Origin of the sequence: Curtobacterium sp. MCPF17_050, assembly GCF_003224435.2 — a bacterium.
Lineage (GTDB): Bacteria > Actinomycetota > Actinomycetes > Actinomycetales > Microbacteriaceae > Curtobacterium.
In genome coordinates, this window is record NZ_CP126250.1 from 1,046,309 (window position 1) to 1,062,735 (window position 16,427).

The window sequence follows — 16,427 nt, forward strand, 5'->3', positions numbered from 1 at the left end:
CGACCACCCGGCCGGGAGGCCCGTCCTGCGTCCGCAGGGCGGGCCTCCCTCGCGGATCGTCCTCTGCCCCTGACGAGTCGGGGCGGTCCCGGCCGCTCCGGGAGCCCGGGTCAGGCGGGCTCGGTCGGGCCGGCGGTGAGCCGTTCGGCGGCGCGGACGAGTCGCTCGGTGACCGGATGGGTCGGACGGGCGAGGACCTCGTCGGCGGGACCGGACTCGACAACAGTGCCGTCGTGCACGACGAGCACGTCGTCGGCCAGCCGCCGGACGGCCCGGAGGTCGTGCGACACGAACACCATCGCGACACCGGTCTCGTCCCGGAGCCGTTCGAGCAGTGTCAGCACGGCGTCCTGCACGGTCGCGTCGAGGGCGGTGACGGGCTCGTCGAGCACCATCACCTCGGGCTCGGTCGCGAGGGCCCGGGCGATCGCGAGCCGCTGCCGCTGCCCGCCGGACAGGGTGCGCGGGGAGCGACGCCGGAGCGCGGGGTCGAGCCCGACCTGCCGGAGCGCCGTCGCCACCCGGTCGCCGAGGGGTCCGGTCGCGCGCCGAGCCCGGCCGCCGGTGAGCGCGTCCGCGAGGACCCGGTCGACGTCCCACCGTTCGTCGAACGTCGCGCCGGGGTCCTGTACGACCGCGGCGATCCGCGGGCGACGATGGCGACGGTCCCGTTCGGGCAGCGGCGCCCAGGGCTCGCCGCCGAGGGCGACCGTGCCGTCGTCGGGGGTCTCGAGCCCGAGGAGCATCCGCGCCACGGTCGTCTTGCCGGAACCCGAGGCCCCGACGATGCCGAGCACCCGACCACGGTCGACCCGGAGCGACACCTCGCGGACCGCCGGGACCCCGGCGTAGGTCCGGCGGAGTGCATGCGCCGCGAGCACGGGGGTCTCGACGGGACGGCCGGCAGCTGCGGCATCGGCGATCACGACGCCTGCGGCCCCGACGTCGGCACCGCGGACGCCGGCGGTCGGACCGCCGCGCAGGGGGCCGTCAGCCGTCCGCGCCGCCCGGACGAGTGCCCGCGTCGCCTCGTGCCGGGGTGATCCGAGCACGTCCGCGGTCCGCCCGTCCTCGACGACCCGTCCGCCGTGCATCACGACGACCCGGTCGGCCCACCCCGCGACGAGCCCGAGGTCGTGCGTCACGACGAGCACCCCGGTGCCGCGCAGCTGCGCCGCGCGGAGCTGCTCCATCACGGTGAGGGCGATGCCGGCGTCGAGCGCGGTCGTCGGCTCGTCGGCGACGAGCAGCCCGGGGTCCGCGATCGTGGCCGCGGCGATGAGCGCACGCTGCCGCATCCCGCCGGACAGTGTCCCGGCTGTGCGCCCCTCCGTGGCGAGCGCGGGGTCGAGTCCGACCGCCTCGAGCGCCGCTCCCACGGCGTCGACACGCTCGCGAGCGGTCAGGTCGGTGTGCAGCCGGAGTGCGTCGGCCACCTCCCGCCCGACGGGACGGAGCGGGTCCAGGGCGCCGAGGGCCTCCTGGCCGACGTAGCCGACGAGGCGTCCCCGGACGTCGCGCCACCGCCGATCGGACAACGCGCGGACATCGCGCCCGGCGAGCACGAGCCGGCGGGCGCCGATGCGGACGCCGTCCGCGGAGAGCCCGAGCGCAGCCCGGACGGTGACCGACTTGCCGGAACCGGAGGCGCCGACCAGGGCGACCAGCTCACCCGGGGCGACGTGGAGGTCGACGTCCTCGACGAGCGTCGTCGTCCCGACGGTGGCAGCGAGCCCCGCGACGTCGAGGACGGGCTCGGCGGTCCCGGCGCTGCTCACCGAGCATCCCCACGTCGGCGGAGCGCCCGACCGAGCACCGTCACCGCTGTCGCGAGGACGACGATCGCGAGGCCCGGGAACGTGCTCATCCACGGGGCCGTCTGCAGGTAGGTGCGGCCGTCGGCGAGCATGGCGCCCCACTCCGGCGCGGGTGGCGGTGTCCCGACGCCGAGGTAGCTCAGGGCCGATGCCCACACCACCGCCTGACCGATGCCGAGCGTGCCGACGGCGATGATCGGCCAGAGGGCGGCGGGCAGCACGTGGCGGAACACGATCGCGGCGGGGGAGCGGCCGAGGAGCACGGCGGTCTCGACCACCTGCGACGCCCGCGCGGTCCGGACCAGCCCCCGCACGATCCGGGCGTACCCCGGCGCGGTCGCGAACCCGACGGCGAGCATGGCCGGCACCGGACCCGGGCCGGTCACCGCGATGACGACGAGCGCGACGAGCAGCAGCGGCAGCGCGAAGGCGACCTCGGTCACCCGACCGACGACTGCGTCGACCACCCGTCCACCGAGCCCGGCCAGGACGCCGAGCAGCACGCCGGTCACGCCGCCGACGAGCGTGGCGACGACGCCGACCAGGAGCGACGCCCGTGTCCCGGCGACCACCCGCGCCAGGACGTCCCGGCCCGACTCGTCGGTGCCGAACGGACGACCCGGGCCTGGTGGCAAGAGGGCCTCGGCCGGGGAGACCGCCAGCGGGTGCGCGCCGCCGAGCAGCGCCGGCCACAGGGCGGCGACCACCGCGACCGCCACCACGGCGGCCGCGATGGTGCCTGCCGGCCCGAGCGTCCCCCCACGGAATCGCTCGGACCGGCGTCCGGCGCGCGCGCCGGACGTCTCGGACAGCCTGGTCGGCGTGCCGCCGGACCTGCCGTCGGGGTCGGTGCCGGGTCCGGGAGCGACCGGCTCGGTGCCGGACGGGAGGCCCGGGTCGAGGATGCCGCTCACCGTGCCTCCGCCTCGCCGCCGCGCGGGTCGACCGCGCGCTCGACGAGGTCGGCCACGGCGAGCACGACGACGTACGCCGCCGCCGACACGAGCGCGATCCCCGCGACGAGGGGCATGTCCCGCTGCGTCACCGCGGTCACGAGCGCCCGGCCGATCCCGGGGAGCGCGAACACCGACTCGACGACGACGGCCCCGGACACGAGCGACCCGAAGGCCCAGGCGGACAGGGCGATCCCGGGGAGTGCGGCGTGCCGGAGCAGATGGCGACCGAACAGACCGGCGCGGGACTCCCCACGACCCCTTGCGGCCAGCGCGAAGGCGGACCGTTGCGCGTCCACCACGCCGTCGCGGATCGTCTCGGCCAGGTACCCGGCGACCGGCACCGCGACGACGAGCACGGGCAGGACCCAGCCGCGCAGCGTGCCGTCGCTCACGGCGGGCACCCACCCCAGGGAGCTGGCGAACACCACGATGAGCACGCTGCCGAGCCAGAAGTGCGGCATCACACTGGCGGTGACGGCCAGGCCGGTGGTCAGCAGTGCCGCTGTCCGGCCTCGTTGCGTCGACCACCACGCGGCCACGACCGCCAGCAGCCAGGCGACCCCGAGCCCGGCGACCGCGAGGGTCAGCGTCACGGGCAGTTCCTGCGCGAGGAGCGTCGACACCGGCGTCCGGAAGGCGTACGAGTCCCCGAGCTGCCCCGCCGCCAGACGACTGAGGAACACCAGGTACTGCACGAGGACGGGCTGGTCGAGCCCGTACTCGGACCGCACCTGGGCCACCGCCTCGGCCGACGCCTGGGACCCCGGCCCGCCGAGGATCGCGAGGGCGGGATCCCCCGGGATGAGACGGATCGCGACGAACACGATTGTGGCGACGGCCCAGAGCACCCCGATGCCGCCGAGGACGCGGCGCACCGTCCAGCGCACCCAGCCCGCACGGACAGGCTGGCGTGCCGGACGGGCACCGGACCTCTCCCCACCGGCACGGCCTGTCGGCCGCTGGCGCGTCCGCCGGGAACCGGCGGCGCGGGCCCAGATGCGACGCAAGGGGATCAGCGCGCGATCCACGCCGTGCCGAACCACGGCGTCGAGACCGACGTGGTCGAGATGCCGTGGACGGCCGAGCGGTACAGGAAGTGGTTCTGCTGGTCGTAGAGCGGCAGGACCGTCCGGCTCTCGAGGATCGTCCGTTGTGCCTGCTCGACCAGCTCCGCTCGCTCGTTCGCGTCCGAGGTCTGCGACGCCTTCTCGAGCAACTCGTCGAGGGCCGGGTCGTCGAGCTGCGCCAGGTTCGCGAAGTAGCCCGACGGTGCCGGGGTGATCGAGGCGGAGTCGTACAGGATGCGGAGGACGTCCGGGCCGACCTTCGTGTACGGGGCGCTGACGACGTCGTACTGGTTCTCCGCGAGTGCCGCGTACCAGCTCGACAGGTCGAGTTCCTGCAGCCGGACCTCGATGCCGACCTCGGCCTCGGACGCCTGGATCTGCTGGAACAGGCTGCGCTCGGCGGGGACGGACTGGTTCGTCGACACCGGGAACGTGACGGTCAGGGTCTTCCCGTCCTTCTCGCGGACGCCGTCGCTGTTGGTCTTCCAGCCGGCCTCGTCGAGCAGACGCTTCGCCTCGGCCGGGTCGTACGCGAACAACGACTCGTCCGAGTACGACGTCGGCTCGACGCTCGACAGCACGGAGTACGAGCGCTTCGCGGTGCCGAGGAAGAGCGACCGCAGGCCCGGGTCGATCTCGGCCGCCGCGATGAACGCCTCGCGGACGGACTCGTCGCGGAAGACGCCGTGGCCCGAGTTCAACTCGAGACGGTTCGACGCACCCGGGCGGGGAGCGTCGAGGTCGCGGACGCTGCCCTTCGCCGAGGCTGCCTTGAGCTGGTCGGGCTGGGCGTTGTCGATGACGTCGACCTGGCCGGACTGCAGGGCCGCGTACCGCGAGGTCGAGTCGGGCAGGAACCGCCAGGTGAGTCCGTCCAGGCGCGGCTCGGTGGACGACCCGGCGAGCGGCGTGTACGCCGTGTTCCGTTCGAGCGTGACGCGGTCGCCGTGCTTCCACCCGGTGACCGCGAAGGGGCCGGTGCCGACAGGGGACTCGCAGTTCGTCGCCTGCTTCCGCTGGAGCGCCTTCGGGGACTCCATGCCGACCCACGGCTGCGAAAACGACTCGAGCAGTGCGGCGTCGGGACGGCTGAGGGACAGCGTCACCGTGTGGTCGTCGGTGGCGGTCGCCTTCTCGATCGACTGCAGGGCGAGGTACCCGGTGCTCGAGGCCGTGGCCGGGTCCTGCACGTGCTCGATGTTCGCGACCACGGCCGCGGCGTCGAAGGGGGTGCCGTCGGTGAAGGTGACGTCGTCGCGAAGCGTGAACGTGAGGGTCTTCCCGTCGTCGCTCGTCGTCCACTTCTCGGCGAGCTCGGGCGTCGGCCGCCCGTCGTCGTCGAGCCCGACCAGTTCCTCGATGTACTGCGTCGCCAGCAGCGCCTGCGGGTAGTTGCCGCCGACGTGCGGGTCCAGGCAGGTCGGCTCGGCGTCGCCGGAGGCGTAGGTGAGCGTGCCGCCGCTGACGGGCGTGCTGCTGTCCCCGGCGGCACCGGCGGCGGAGCACGCGGTGACGGCCAGGAGGATCGTGGCCGCGCCGGCGACGCCGGTCACGATGCGCCGCAGCGCCGGGCTTTTCTGTACTGGGTCCAAGATCATGGCTGGCCGAGTCTAGCGCTTTACTGGAGGCATGGACGAACCGATCCGCCGCGGTGGGCGACCGCGCCGCTCGAGCGCCGAGGTGCTCGCGGACGCCGCCGCCGAGCTCTTCCTGGAGCAGGGCTACGGACGGACCACGGTGGACCAGATCGCCGCCCGTGCCGGGGTGAGTCGGGCCACCTTCTTCAACTACTTCACCGCCAAGTCCGACGTCATGTGGCTCGACCTCGACGCAGCGGTCGCCGACCTGCCGCGGCACCTGGCGTCCTCGACCGAGTCGAGCGCCGTCCGTGCCGTCGAGGAGGCCCTGCTCGCCGCCGCCCGGGCGCACGACCCGGAGCGCGTGCCCTGGGCGATCGCGCAGGCCGAGGTGATGGACGTCGGCGACGGACTCGTCGCGAGCGTCGCCACCCGGGTGACCGCGCAGCACCAGGCGGTCGCGTCCTTCGTCGCCGGTCGGACCGGGGAGCACGCGGGGTCGCTCTGGCCGCAGACCGTGGCGGGCGCGATGCTCGGTGCCGCCGCCGCGGCGTTCGGGGTGTGGGTGCGGGACGGCGTCGCGCGACGGCCGCTCGTCGAGTACGTCGGCGCCGCGCTGACGCCCGTGGTTGCGGGGCTCGACGCGCGCTGACGGCGCCGGTCTGGCCGCACCGGTCCGCTGTCGCCGGTCCGGCCGTGCCGGAACGAGGTGCCGGTCCGGCACGGCCGGGTCGAGGCCGCAGACGGCAGACGGCAGACGGCAGACGGCAGGCGGTAGGCGGTAGGCCGACCCTGGCCGGGCCGGGCCGCGCCGGAGCACTGGTCTGCCCGCCCCGGTCCGCTGGTAGGTTCGGGATGCGCCGTCCGAGGGGGACGGCCACCGACATCAGGGGGACCCGTGTCCGACACACCCGATCAGCAGCCGTCGTCCGGACCGGGTCCGGACCACACCGGAGGGCCGGACGGTCTGTCGGACCGTGGGCAGGGCCTCCCGGCCGACCAGGGCCAGGTGCCCCCGGCACCGCAGTGGACCGGCGGGCGGGACGCGCGCACCGGGGCTCCGCAGGATCCCGCGCCCCCGGCGCCGCAGGTGCCCGGGCAGCAGCAGGTCCCCGGCGGCCCGCAGCAGGTCCCCGGCGGCCCGCAGCAGGTCCCCGGGCAGCAGTACCCGGCCGGCCCGCAGCAGCCCTGGCAGGGTCCGGGCGCCCCGGTCGCGCAGCCCGGCGGCGCCGCCGCGTTCGGGACCCAGCCCCCGCAGCAGTCCCGGGGTCGCCGTGCGCTCGTCACCATCGCGGGCATCCTGGCGTTCGTCGTCGCCGCCGCGCTGGTCCGCTGGGGCTTCGCCTCGTTCGGTGGTCCGTCCAAGCAGGAGCTCGTCGACGAGGGTGTCGCCAAGATCTCCGAGCAGACCACGTTCCCGCGGCAGGTCGACGAGATCACGACCTGGACCGGGGTCGAGGCCGAGGACGAGGCCATCCACTACCGCTACCGGGTGGACGCCGACCCGGCCGCCGTCTCCGAACGCACGATCCGTGACTCGGTGCTGTCGAACCTCTGCTCGACGGACGCGACCCGCGACATCCTCGAGGAGGACATCGCGATGCGGTACTCCTACGTCTTCACCGGCTCCGACCAGACCGTCGACCTGGAGTTCACGAACGACGACTGCTGACCGTCCCGGGGGTCAGGCGCGGAGCGTGCCGGCGCCGCCGGACGCCACGTCCTCGACCGTGCCGTCCCGGACCACGTCCGGGATGTCGTCGCTCGTCGGCCGCAGGACCGGGGCGCCCGGCACGGACAGCGTGAGCACCGCCTCCTCGACGTACTGGCTCTGCTCCAGCGAGTCCTCGATCCGGCGGAGCCGAGCGGCCACGTGCTCCTCGGTGTCGTTGCCGACGAGGTCGACCGCGGCGACGAGGTAGACGCGGGACGGTCCGACGAACTCGAGGTGCAGGTAGCTCACGCTCTCCACCTGCTCCCGGGCGAGCAGCTCGACGAGCACGGCGTTCTCGAGCTCCGGGGACGTGCTCTCCCCGAGCAGGAACCGGCGGTTGCGGTCGATGAGGACGATCGCGACCACCCCGAGCAGCAGCCCGACGGCGATGGACCCGATCGCGTCGAACACGGCGAGCCCGGTGACCTGGTGCAGGAGGACCCCGAGGAACGCGATGACCAGGCCGACCAGGGCGGCAGCGTCCTCGGCGAACACGGCCCGGAGCGTCGGGTTCGAGGACTGCAGCACGTGGCGGAGGACCGGGACCCGTCGCTTCGTCGCGGCGCCGCGGGCCTGCCGGAACGCCTGCAGGAAGCTCGTGCCCTCGAGACAGAACGACACCGCGAGCACGATGTAGTTGAGGGTGACGTCCTCGGCCGGGCCGGTGTCCCCGAGCTCGCCGATGCCGTGCGTGATGGAGACGATCGCGCCCGCGGTGAAGAGCCCGAACGCGGCGAACATCGACCAGATGTACGTCTCGCGGCCGTAGCCGAGCGGGTGTCTCGCGTCGCGCTTCCGGGCACCCCGCCGTTCCGCGACGAGCAGGAACACCTCGTTGCCGGTGTCCGCCCACGAGTGCGCGGCTTCGGCGACCATCGACGCCGAGCCCGACACGAGGGCGGCGACCGACTTCGCGATCGCGACGAGCAGGTTCGCCCCGAAGGCGATGAGGACGGTGAGCAGCGACTCGGGCTTCTGCTGCGAGGACGAGGCGTCCGGAGCGGTCTCCGGGGCCTCGGGGGACGACGACGAGGGCATCGCTCCAGCATGCTCCCGTCCGGTAGAGTCGGTCCCACAGGCATCGATCCGGCCATCACCGGGGAGCCTCCCGGAAGAACACGGCACCGACGGGGTCGTCACTAGAACCGGGCGGGTTCGGGACCGACACCACCCCGACGCAGAGTGGTCACGAGCAGGCGTTGCGCGCCGGTCCGTGGCAAGCGAGGTGGTACCGCGGAGCGCAGGCTCCGTCCTCGTGGTCCAGTTCCACCGACCTCCAGGAGCCTCCCGTGCGGTACCCGCTGAACTCCGAACCCGACGGCGTGACCCCGTCCCCGTCCTTCCCCTCGGTCGAGGACGGCATCCTCGCCTTCTGGAAGGGCGACGACACCTTCCGTGCCTCCATCGCCCAGCGCGAGGGCTGCGACGAGTGGACGTTCTACGACGGTCCGCCGTTCGCCAACGGCCTGCCGCACTACGGCCACCTGCTGACCGGGTACGCGAAGGACGTCTTCCCGCGCTACCAGACCATGCGTGGCAAGCAGGTGCACCGCCGCTTCGGGTGGGACACCCACGGTCTGCCCGCCGAGCTCGAGGCGATGCGGCAGCTCGGCATCACCGAGAAGCACGAGATCGACGCCATGGGCATCAACGTCTTCAACGCTGCCGCCAAGCAGTCCGTCCTGCAGTACACCGACGAGTGGCAGCAGTACGTGACTCGTCAGGCGCGCTGGGTCGACTTCGAGGACGACTACAAGACGCTTGACGTCACGTACATGGAGAGCGTCCTCTGGGCCTGGAAGACGCTGTGGGACAAGGGCCTGGCGTACGAGGGCTTCCGGGTCCTGCCGTACTGCTGGAACGACCAGACCCCGCTGTCGAACCACGAGCTCCGCATGGACGACGACGTCTACAAGATGCGTCAGGACCAGTCCGTCACGGTCGCGTTCCCGCTGACCGGTGCGCGTGCGGAGGAGCTCGGGCTGACCGGCGTCCGCGCCCTCGCCTGGACGACCACCCCCTGGACGCTGCCGACCAACGCTGCGCTCGCGGTCGGTCCGGCGATCGCGTACGCGGTCCTGCCGGCCGGGCCGGGAGGCGCGGCTGACGGTGGCGCCGCCGGTTCCGCGACGTACCTGCTCGCGTCCGACACGGTCGCCGCGCACGCGAAGGACCTCGGCTACGCCTCGGCCGAGGAGGCCGTCGACGCCGTCACCCGGACGATCGAGGGCCGGGAGCTCGACGGCGTCACCTACGAGCGCCTGTTCGACTTCCTGTCGGAGACCGAGGGCATGGAGAACGGCTGGAAGGTCCTCGTCGCCGAGTACGTCGAGACGGGCGAGGGCACCGGCATCGTGCACCAGGCCCCGGCCTACGGTGCCGACGACCAGGAGGTCTGCGCGGCCGCGGGCATCCCCGTGGTGCTCTCCCTCGACGAGGGCGGCCTGTTCACGTCGCAGTTCGGCGAGGTCGCCGGGATGCTCTGGTCCGACGCGAACAAGCCGCTGACGAAGGCCGTCCGTGACGCCGGCCGGCTCCTGCGCCAGGCGTCGTACGAGCACAGCTACCCGCACTGCTGGCGCTGCCGCAAGCCCCTCATCTACAAGGCCGTCTCGTCGTGGTTCGTCCGCGTCACCGAGTTCCGCGACCGCATGGGCGAGCTGAACCAGGACATCACCTGGGTGCCGGACAACGTGAAGGACGGCCAGTTCGGCAAGTGGGTCGGCAACGCCATCGACTGGTCGGTCTCCCGCAACCGGTACTTCGGTACGCCCATCCCGGTGTGGGTGTCCGACGACCCGGAGTACCCGCGTCAGGACGTCTACGGCTCGCTCGAGGAGATCGAGCGCGACTTCGGCCGCCTGCCCCGCAACGCCGAGGGCGAGGTCGACCTGCACCGGCCGTTCATCGACGAGCTGACGCGGCCGAACCCGGACGACCCCACCGGGCGGTCGACGATGCGACGGATCACCGACGTGTTCGACGTCTGGTTCGACTCCGGCTCGATGCCGTACGCGCAGGTGCACTACCCGTTCGAGAACCGGGAGTGGTTCGACACCCACAGCCCGGCCGACTTCATCGTCGAGTACATCGGGCAGACCCGCGGCTGGTTCTACGTCATGCACGCGCTGTCGACCGCGCTGTTCGACCGCCCGGCGTTCACGAACGTGATCAGTCACGGCATCGTGCTCGGGTCCGACGGGCAGAAGATGTCGAAGAGCCTGCGGAACTACCCGGACGTGTCCGAGGTGTTCCACCGCGACGGCGCCGACGCGATGCGCTGGTTCCTCATGTCGTCGTCGGTGATCCGCGGCGGCAACCTCGTCGTCACCGAGGAGGGCATCCGTCAGGGCGTCCGCGAGTTCCTCCTGCCGCTGTGGTCGACGTACTACTTCTTCACCCTCTACGCGAACGCCTCCGGCGATCAGGGGTACCGAGCCACCCGCAGCACCGCGAGCACCGACGTGCTCGACCGGTACCTCCTCGCGAAGACCCGCGTGCTCGTCGCCGACGTCACGACGCACCTCGACGCGCTCGACACCCCGCTGGCCGCGCAGGCGATCCGCGACTTCGCCGACGTGCTCACCAACTGGTACGTCCGGCGGTCGCGGGACAAGTTCTGGGCCGGCGCGGAGTCCTCCCCGGAGGCCCGTGCCGCGTTCGACACGCTGTTCACGGTCCTCGAGACGCTCGCCCGGGTGGCGGCGCCGCTGGCACCGCTCGTGACCGAGGAGGTCTGGAAGGGCCTGACCGGTGACCGCAGCGTGCACCTGACCGACTGGCCGTCGCCCGACGAGTTCCCCGCCGACGACGCCCTGGTCGCGGCCATGGACCGCGTGCGGGACGTCGCGTCGAAGGGCCTCGCGCTCCGCAAGGCGACCGGCACGCGCGTCCGTCTGCCCCTCGCCACGCTGACGCTCGTCGTGCCGGACACCGCGGCCGTCGAGCCGTTCGCGGACATCCTCCGCGACGAGCTCAACGTCAAGCGCGTCGTGCTCGAGCAGCAGGCCGAGGAGTCCCTGGCGCAGTACGGCATCGAGCGGAAGCTCACCGTCAACGCCCGCGCTGCCGGCCCCCGCATCGGCAAGGCCGTGCAGCAGGTCATCCCGGCCGCCAAACGGGGCGACTGGACCGCGACCGAGACCGGCGTGACCGTCGGCGGCATCGACCTCGTCGAGGGCGAGTTCACGCTCGACCTCACCGTGGCCGACACGTCCAAGGCCGTGGCGTTCCTCGACGGCGGCGGGTTCGTCGTCCTCGACACCGTCACCACGCCGGAGCTCGAAGCCGAGGGCATCGCCCGCGACGTCGTCCGTGCCGTGCAGCAGGCCCGACGCGACGCCGGTCTCGACGTCGGTGACCGCATCGTCCTGACGCTCCGTGCGGACGAGACGGCAGCAGCCGCGATCGGCGTGCACGAGACGCTCATCGCGAACGAGACCCTCGCCGGCGGAGTACAGGTCGTGCCCACGACGTTCGGTCAGGACGAGGACACCGTCGCGGTCGGCGACGGAGCGAAGGTGACCGTGGAGGTCCAGCGCGCATGAGCGACAGCAACGAGTACGAGGTCCCCGCGGAGGACGCGGACGGGATCGAGATCCCCGTCGGTCCGGCGGGCGACACCGCTCCCGGCGAGGAACTGCCGTACGGCGGGGACGACGACGAGGTCCGGCGGGTCGAAGCGGCGCTCATGGCCCGGATCGGGGAGCAGGCACCCGAACGGCGTCTGACCGCGACCCGTCGTGCCGTCGAGCTCCTGGGCGACCCGCACCTGGCGTACCCGGTCATCCACATCACCGGGACGAACGGCAAGACGTCGACCGCCCGGATGACCGAGAGCATCGTCCGCGCCCACGGGCTCCGCACCGGACTCATGACGAGCCCGCACCTCGTCTCGATCCGGGAGCGCATCGTCATCGACGGCGAGCCCATCGAGCCGAGCCGGTTCGTCGAGAACTGGGACGACATCACCCCGATCCTCGAGATGACCGACGCCGAGCTCACCGCGAAGGGTGAGCAGCCGCTGACGTTCTTCGAGGCGCTGACCGTGCTGGCGCTCGCGTGCTTCGCCGAGGCACCCGTCGACGTGGCCGTGATCGAGGTCGGCATGGGCGGCGAGTGGGACTCCACCAACGTCGTGCAGAGCCAGGTGCAGGTGTTCACCCCGATCGCCATCGACCACGCGAAGCAGCTCGGCAGCACCGTCGCCGAGATCGCCCGGACGAAGTCGGGCATCGTCAAGCCGTCCTCGTCCGTGGTCACGAGCGCGCAGACGCCCGAGGCCCTCGCGGAGCTCGAGCGCGCGGCCGAACTCACCGAGTCGGCCCTCGCGGTGGAGGGGTCGGCGTTCCGGGTCACGAGCGACACCCCGGCCGTCGGCGGGCAGCTCGTCAGCGTGCAGGGCATCGCGGGCGCGTACGACGACCTGTTCGTGCCGCTGTTCGGCGCGCACCAGGCGCACAACGCGGCCGTCGCGATCGCCGCGGTCGAGTCGTTCCTCGGCCGCGGCAGCCAGGCCCTCGACGAGGACGTCCTCAGCGAGGGCCTCGCGAACGCGACGAGCCCGGGCCGCCTGCAGCCGATCGCGACCGGGCCGACCGTCGTGGTCGACGCCGCGCACAACCCGCACGGTGCCAAAGCCCTCGCCGACGCGCTGCCGGTGGCGTTCCCGTCGGAGCACGTCGTCGGCGTCGTCGGGATCCTCCGCGACAAGGACGCCCGCGGGTTCGTCCGTGCGCTCAAGGACACCGTCGCGACGTTCGTCGTGACGCAGCCGCCGGGGGAGCGTGCACTGGACGCAGACGAGTTCGCCCGGGTCGTCGTCGACGAGGTCGGCAACGACCGGGTCGTCGTCGAGCCGTCGCTCGCCGGCGCCCTGCAGGAGGCCCGCGACCTGGCCGACGACGCCGACGCCGAGGACGCCATGGTCCTCGTCGCCGGGTCGATCGTCATGGTCGGCGCGGTCATGGACCTGGTGCACCGGGAAGGCGGGACGAAGTGACGGACGCGGGGCGGGCCTCCCGGCCGCCGCGTGCACCCCGGGTCCGACGCCCGCGTCGTGACCGTGGTGCCCGCGAGAGCCTGCTCTCGATCACGCTGGGCCTCGAGGCGTTCATGTTCTTCTTCCCGATGCTCGTCGTCTACGGCAAGCACACGCTGCCGGCCGCCGTCGCCTTCGGCGGGGGCATCGGGGCGATCATCGTGCTCCTCCTCGCGTCCCGGCTGACCGGTTCCCGGGCCGGTGTAGGGTTCGGGTGGCTGCTGCAGGCGGCCATCCTCGCCACCGGGTTCATCGAGCCCTTCATGGTCGTGGTGGGCCTGGTGTTCCTGGCGTTGTGGGTCTTCTGCTTCGTCAAGGGCGGTCAGCTCGACCGGCAGAACGCCGCCCGTCGCGCCGCACTCGGCGAGGACTGATCCATCCCACCTCGAACCGCAGGGAGTCCCGCTGTGTCCGAACTCGAAGAGACCCTCGTCCTCGTCAAGCCCGACGGCGTCGCCCGCCAGCTCACCGGTGAGATCCTCCGCCGGATCGAGGCGAAGGGGTACGAGATCGTCGACCTGAAGATGCTGACCGCGCCGCGCGAGCTGCTCGACAGCCACTACGAGGAGCACCAGGGCAAGCCGTTCTTCGAGCCGCTCGTGGAGTTCATGCAGTCTGGGCCGCTCGTCGCCGTGCGCGTCGCGGGCAACGGCGTCATCGCCGGTTTCCGCTCGCTCGCCGGCACCACCGACCCGACCTCGGCCGCCCCCGGCACCATCCGCGGTGACCTCGGTCGCGACTGGGGTCTCAAGGTCCAGCAGAACCTCGTGCACGGCTCCGACTCGGCCGAGTCCTCCGCCCGCGAGCTCGGGCTCTGGTTCGCCTGATCCGACTGACCTGTCCCGGTCCGACGGTGTCCGACCGGGACGACGACGGCCCCCGCACTCCTCGGAGTGCGGGGGCCGTCCTCGTACCGGCGCTCGGGTTACTTGCCGGACGCGCCGTTCGCCTCGACGAAGGCGGCGAACGCCTGGGCGTCGGCCCACGAGTTCGTGCCCTGACCGTTGTACTGCTTCCCGTTCACGATGACGGTCGGGGTGCCCGTCAGCTTCGGCAGGTCGGAGTTCGGCAGCGGCTCGGTGAGCGCGCGGTTCGTGGCGTCACCGACCCAGCCCGCGAACTCCTGGTCGGTGATGCAGGACTGCACCTTCTCGTTCGTCGCGCCGGCCTGCTTCGCGATGTCGGCCAGCTTGTCGTTGCTGAGCCCGCGGGTGTTCTCCGACGGCTGGTTCTCGTAGAACGCGCTGTTGACGTCGAGGAAGGCCTCCGGGTCGTAGTTCGCGACGCAGGCCGCGGCGGCGGCGGAGCGGGTCGAGTACTTCGAACCGAGCGAGGCGCGGTCGAGCAGGTTGAACGGGTGCACCTCGAGCGTGGCCGTGCCGTCCTGGACCCACTGCTTGATCTGGTCCATGTTCCCGGTCTCGAACTGGTTGCAGATCGGGCACATGTAGTCCTCGTACACGGTGATGTTCGTGACCGAGTCGTCCTGCTTCGTCGGCGTCGGCTCCCCGCCCTCGGGAATGGCCTTCGTCTCGACGGGCACGATCTTGCCGCTCTCGCCGGTGAGGACGATGCCGTCGCTCGCCATGTTCTTCGGGCCCGGGCCGACGGGCTGGATCGAGTTCGCGATCACGAGCACGACGACCGCGACGACCGCGAGCGACCCGACGATGATCGCGCTGATCGTCAGCGTCTTGTTCCGACGCCGGCGGGCCTGCTCCTTCTGGCGGGCCTCGCGGGCACGCTCGCGCGCAGCGTTCCGGCGCGCCTTCTTGCTCTCGTTGTCGCTCATCGGGAACGAGCGTAATGCCCGCGGGCGTCGGGACCAGGCCCTGGCGCTGGGAAGCACCCCGGAATCCGGTGACACGTCATCTCATCGACCGCTGCTGACAGCCTTCCACCAACTCGTCGGGTCACGAAGAAGCCAGACGCGGGGCACGGAACGGCGGCACGATCGACAACGGTCCTGTGAAGCGAGGCAAGATCGTGTGGGGTGGCGGGCTCGGCGCTCGTCTCGTGATGCAGATGCAAGGGGGACCGATGACGATCGAGATGTTGTGGGAGCAGGACGATCCGGATGCGGTGCTCCGGGACCGTTTCGGGTTCGCGAGCGCTGAGGCCGTGGGCGACTGGGTCACCTCAGTGGTCGAGCGCCAGTGGGGTCTTCGTGTCGAGTCGCCCGAGCGGGTCGTGATGAGCGACCGCAACGCCCTCGTGTGGGTGCGCAGAGGCGACGAACGTCTCCTGCTGAAGTGGTCGGTCGCACCTGACCGGTTCGAACGGCTCACGTTCGCCGCCGAGCTCACTGCGTGGCTCGGAACACTCGGATTGCCCGTGTCGGCGCCGGTCCCGACACTCGCGGGTGAGGTGCAGGTGACGAGCGCTGGCATCTCGATGGGATTGCAACGCGTCATCGACGGCGGCCACCTCGACGTCGACGACGCCGATCAGGTCCGTGCAGCGGGAGCGACGCTCGCGCGGCTGCACGATGCGCTGCGCGAGTGCCCACTGCGCAGCTCGCGACCGGAGGTCCTGTCCGTGCCGGCACCCCTCACCGAGCAGATCGCGGGCTGGGTCACTTCCGACCCGTCGACGCTGTCCCCGGAGGCCCGAGACGTCCTCGGGCAGCTGCTCGAACGAGCACCTGCGGACCTGCCGCCCGTACAGATCGTGCAGGGTGACTACCGCGCCGCGAACATCCTGTGCGCAGGCACCGCTGTCGTCGGCGTCCTCGACTTCGAGGAGCTCCGACTCGACCATCGGATCGGCGAGCTCGCTCGTTCAGCGGTCATGCTCGGGACGCTCTTCCGCGACTGGGAGCCCGTTTCCGAGTCCGTCCGACAGCAGTTCCTGGATGGCTACCAGTCGGTCCGAGCCCTCACGGAGGAGGAACTCCACTGGTGGCCGGTCCTCGTGCTCTGGTACTCCCTGGCACTCGTGCCTCCCGGGGACGACCCCGACGGCTGGGGTCGAGCAGCGACCGAGGTACTCGAGCACATGGCGAGGTAGGAGAATGCCGTCACGACAGTCGACGGCCATCAGACGACGAAGCGAGGGGCGACCGACTCTGCCACTCCGGATGGCGATGCGTTGCAGCAGCCGCGAAGTGCGGGGCGCGCTCGCGTCCGGAGTCGCCCTACTCCCGAAGGCGCTGACGGACGGGTAGCGCAATGGCACGCTTGGCTGGCACCTGTGGCAGGTGAACCTCGCGGCTCACTGGTCATCGCCACAGCACGCCAAGATGTGCCCACACTTC

Annotated in this window: 13 protein-coding genes; 7 read left to right on the forward strand and 6 right to left on the reverse strand. The window is 72.1% G+C overall.

Going from position 1 to position 16,427, the window contains the following annotated elements:
* Positions 1-110: 110 nt before the first annotated feature.
* From DEJ34_RS05005 to DEJ34_RS05020, 4 genes are all read right to left on the reverse strand, one after another.
* Entirely contained in the window at positions 111-1,778 is a 1,668-nt protein-coding gene (locus DEJ34_RS05005) for an ATP-binding cassette domain-containing protein (RefSeq protein WP_181422265.1), read from the reverse strand.
* The gene (locus DEJ34_RS05010; protein ID WP_258368354.1) at positions 1,775-2,731 is read right to left on the reverse strand and encodes an ABC transporter permease; all 957 of its coding nucleotides are present in this window, start codon (positions 2,729-2,731) and stop codon (positions 1,775-1,777) included. Before DEJ34_RS05010 ends, DEJ34_RS05005 begins: the two co-directional genes overlap by 4 nt.
* Complete coding sequence (locus DEJ34_RS05015) at positions 2,728-3,648, reverse strand: ABC transporter permease (protein ID WP_258368353.1); 921 nt, start codon at positions 3,646-3,648, stop codon at positions 2,728-2,730. The genes DEJ34_RS05010 and DEJ34_RS05015 overlap by 4 nt, the downstream gene beginning before the upstream one ends.
* Before the next feature lie 137 nt (positions 3,649-3,785).
* Positions 3,786-5,438 carry an ABC transporter substrate-binding protein gene (locus DEJ34_RS05020; RefSeq protein WP_110911634.1) on the reverse strand — a complete coding sequence of 551 codons (1,653 nt, stop codon included), beginning with the start codon at positions 5,436-5,438 and terminating at the stop codon, positions 3,786-3,788.
* Positions 5,439-5,469: 31 nt separating this feature from the next.
* Between DEJ34_RS05020 and DEJ34_RS05025 the strand changes: the two genes are divergently transcribed.
* Both DEJ34_RS05025 and DEJ34_RS05030 read left to right on the forward strand, forming a co-directional pair.
* Positions 5,470-6,069 (forward strand): TetR/AcrR family transcriptional regulator, encoded by a 600-nt coding sequence (locus tag DEJ34_RS05025; protein WP_110900697.1) that lies wholly within the window; start codon positions 5,470-5,472, stop codon positions 6,067-6,069.
* Between the two features lie 246 nt (positions 6,070-6,315).
* Entirely contained in the window at positions 6,316-7,089 is a 774-nt protein-coding gene (locus DEJ34_RS05030) for a hypothetical protein (RefSeq protein WP_110911633.1), read from the forward strand.
* A 12-nt stretch (positions 7,090-7,101) separates the two neighbouring features.
* Here the strand turns inward: DEJ34_RS05030 and DEJ34_RS05035 are convergent, their stop codons facing one another.
* On the reverse strand, positions 7,102-8,169 hold the full coding sequence (locus DEJ34_RS05035; protein ID WP_110900699.1) for a cation diffusion facilitator family transporter: 1,068 nt from the start codon (positions 8,167-8,169) through the stop codon (positions 7,102-7,104).
* A gap of 251 nt (positions 8,170-8,420) precedes the next feature.
* Between DEJ34_RS05035 and ileS the strand changes: the two genes are divergently transcribed.
* The 4 genes from ileS to ndk are packed head-to-tail and all read left to right on the forward strand — an operon-like array spanning position 8,421 to position 13,998.
* Positions 8,421-11,678 carry an isoleucine--tRNA ligase gene (gene ileS / locus DEJ34_RS05040; protein ID WP_110911632.1) on the forward strand — a complete coding sequence of 1,086 codons (3,258 nt, stop codon included), beginning with the start codon at positions 8,421-8,423 and terminating at the stop codon, positions 11,676-11,678.
* Positions 11,675-13,132: a bifunctional folylpolyglutamate synthase/dihydrofolate synthase gene (locus DEJ34_RS05045; protein WP_110823826.1), complete on the forward strand. Its 1,458-nt coding sequence runs from the start codon at positions 11,675-11,677 to the stop codon at positions 13,130-13,132. Before ileS ends, DEJ34_RS05045 begins: the two co-directional genes overlap by 4 nt.
* The gene (locus tag DEJ34_RS05050; RefSeq protein ID WP_110911631.1) at positions 13,129-13,545 is read left to right on the forward strand and encodes a DUF4233 domain-containing protein; all 417 of its coding nucleotides are present in this window, start codon (positions 13,129-13,131) and stop codon (positions 13,543-13,545) included. Before DEJ34_RS05045 ends, DEJ34_RS05050 begins: the two co-directional genes overlap by 4 nt.
* A gap of 33 nt (positions 13,546-13,578) precedes the next feature.
* A complete protein-coding gene (ndk, locus tag DEJ34_RS05055; RefSeq protein WP_110911630.1) occupies positions 13,579-13,998 on the forward strand; it encodes a nucleoside-diphosphate kinase in 420 nt (139 codons plus the stop codon).
* 98 nt (positions 13,999-14,096) lie between these two features.
* Here the strand turns inward: ndk and DEJ34_RS05060 are convergent, their stop codons facing one another.
* A complete protein-coding gene (locus DEJ34_RS05060) occupies positions 14,097-14,963 on the reverse strand; it encodes a DsbA family protein (RefSeq protein ID WP_110911629.1) in 867 nt (288 codons plus the stop codon).
* Between the two features lie 248 nt (positions 14,964-15,211).
* Here DEJ34_RS05060 and DEJ34_RS05065 point away from each other — a divergent pair, with 248 nt between their 5' ends.
* Positions 15,212-16,180: a phosphotransferase gene (locus DEJ34_RS05065; protein WP_220032829.1), complete on the forward strand. Its 969-nt coding sequence runs from the start codon at positions 15,212-15,214 to the stop codon at positions 16,178-16,180.
* Positions 16,181-16,427: the final 247 nt, after the last annotated feature.

Bases quoted from the DNA above. Each gene is read 5' to 3' on its own strand.
- DEJ34_RS05065 (WP_220032829.1), top strand. From the start codon at position 15,212: ATGACGATCGAGATGTTGTGGGAGCAGGACGATCCGGATGCGGTGCTC.
- DEJ34_RS05025 (WP_110900697.1), top strand. From the start codon at position 5,470: ATGGACGAACCGATCCGCCGCGGTGGGCGACCGCGCCGCTCGAGCGCC.
- DEJ34_RS05020 (WP_110911634.1), bottom strand. From the start codon at position 5,438: ATGATCTTGGACCCAGTACAGAAAAGCCCGGCGCTGCGGCGCATCGTG.
- DEJ34_RS05045 (WP_110823826.1), top strand. From the start codon at position 11,675: ATGAGCGACAGCAACGAGTACGAGGTCCCCGCGGAGGACGCGGACGGG.
- DEJ34_RS05035 (WP_110900699.1), bottom strand. From the start codon at position 8,169: ATGCCCTCGTCGTCGTCCCCCGAGGCCCCGGAGACCGCTCCGGACGCC.
- DEJ34_RS05060 (WP_110911629.1), bottom strand. From the start codon at position 14,963: ATGAGCGACAACGAGAGCAAGAAGGCGCGCCGGAACGCTGCGCGCGAG.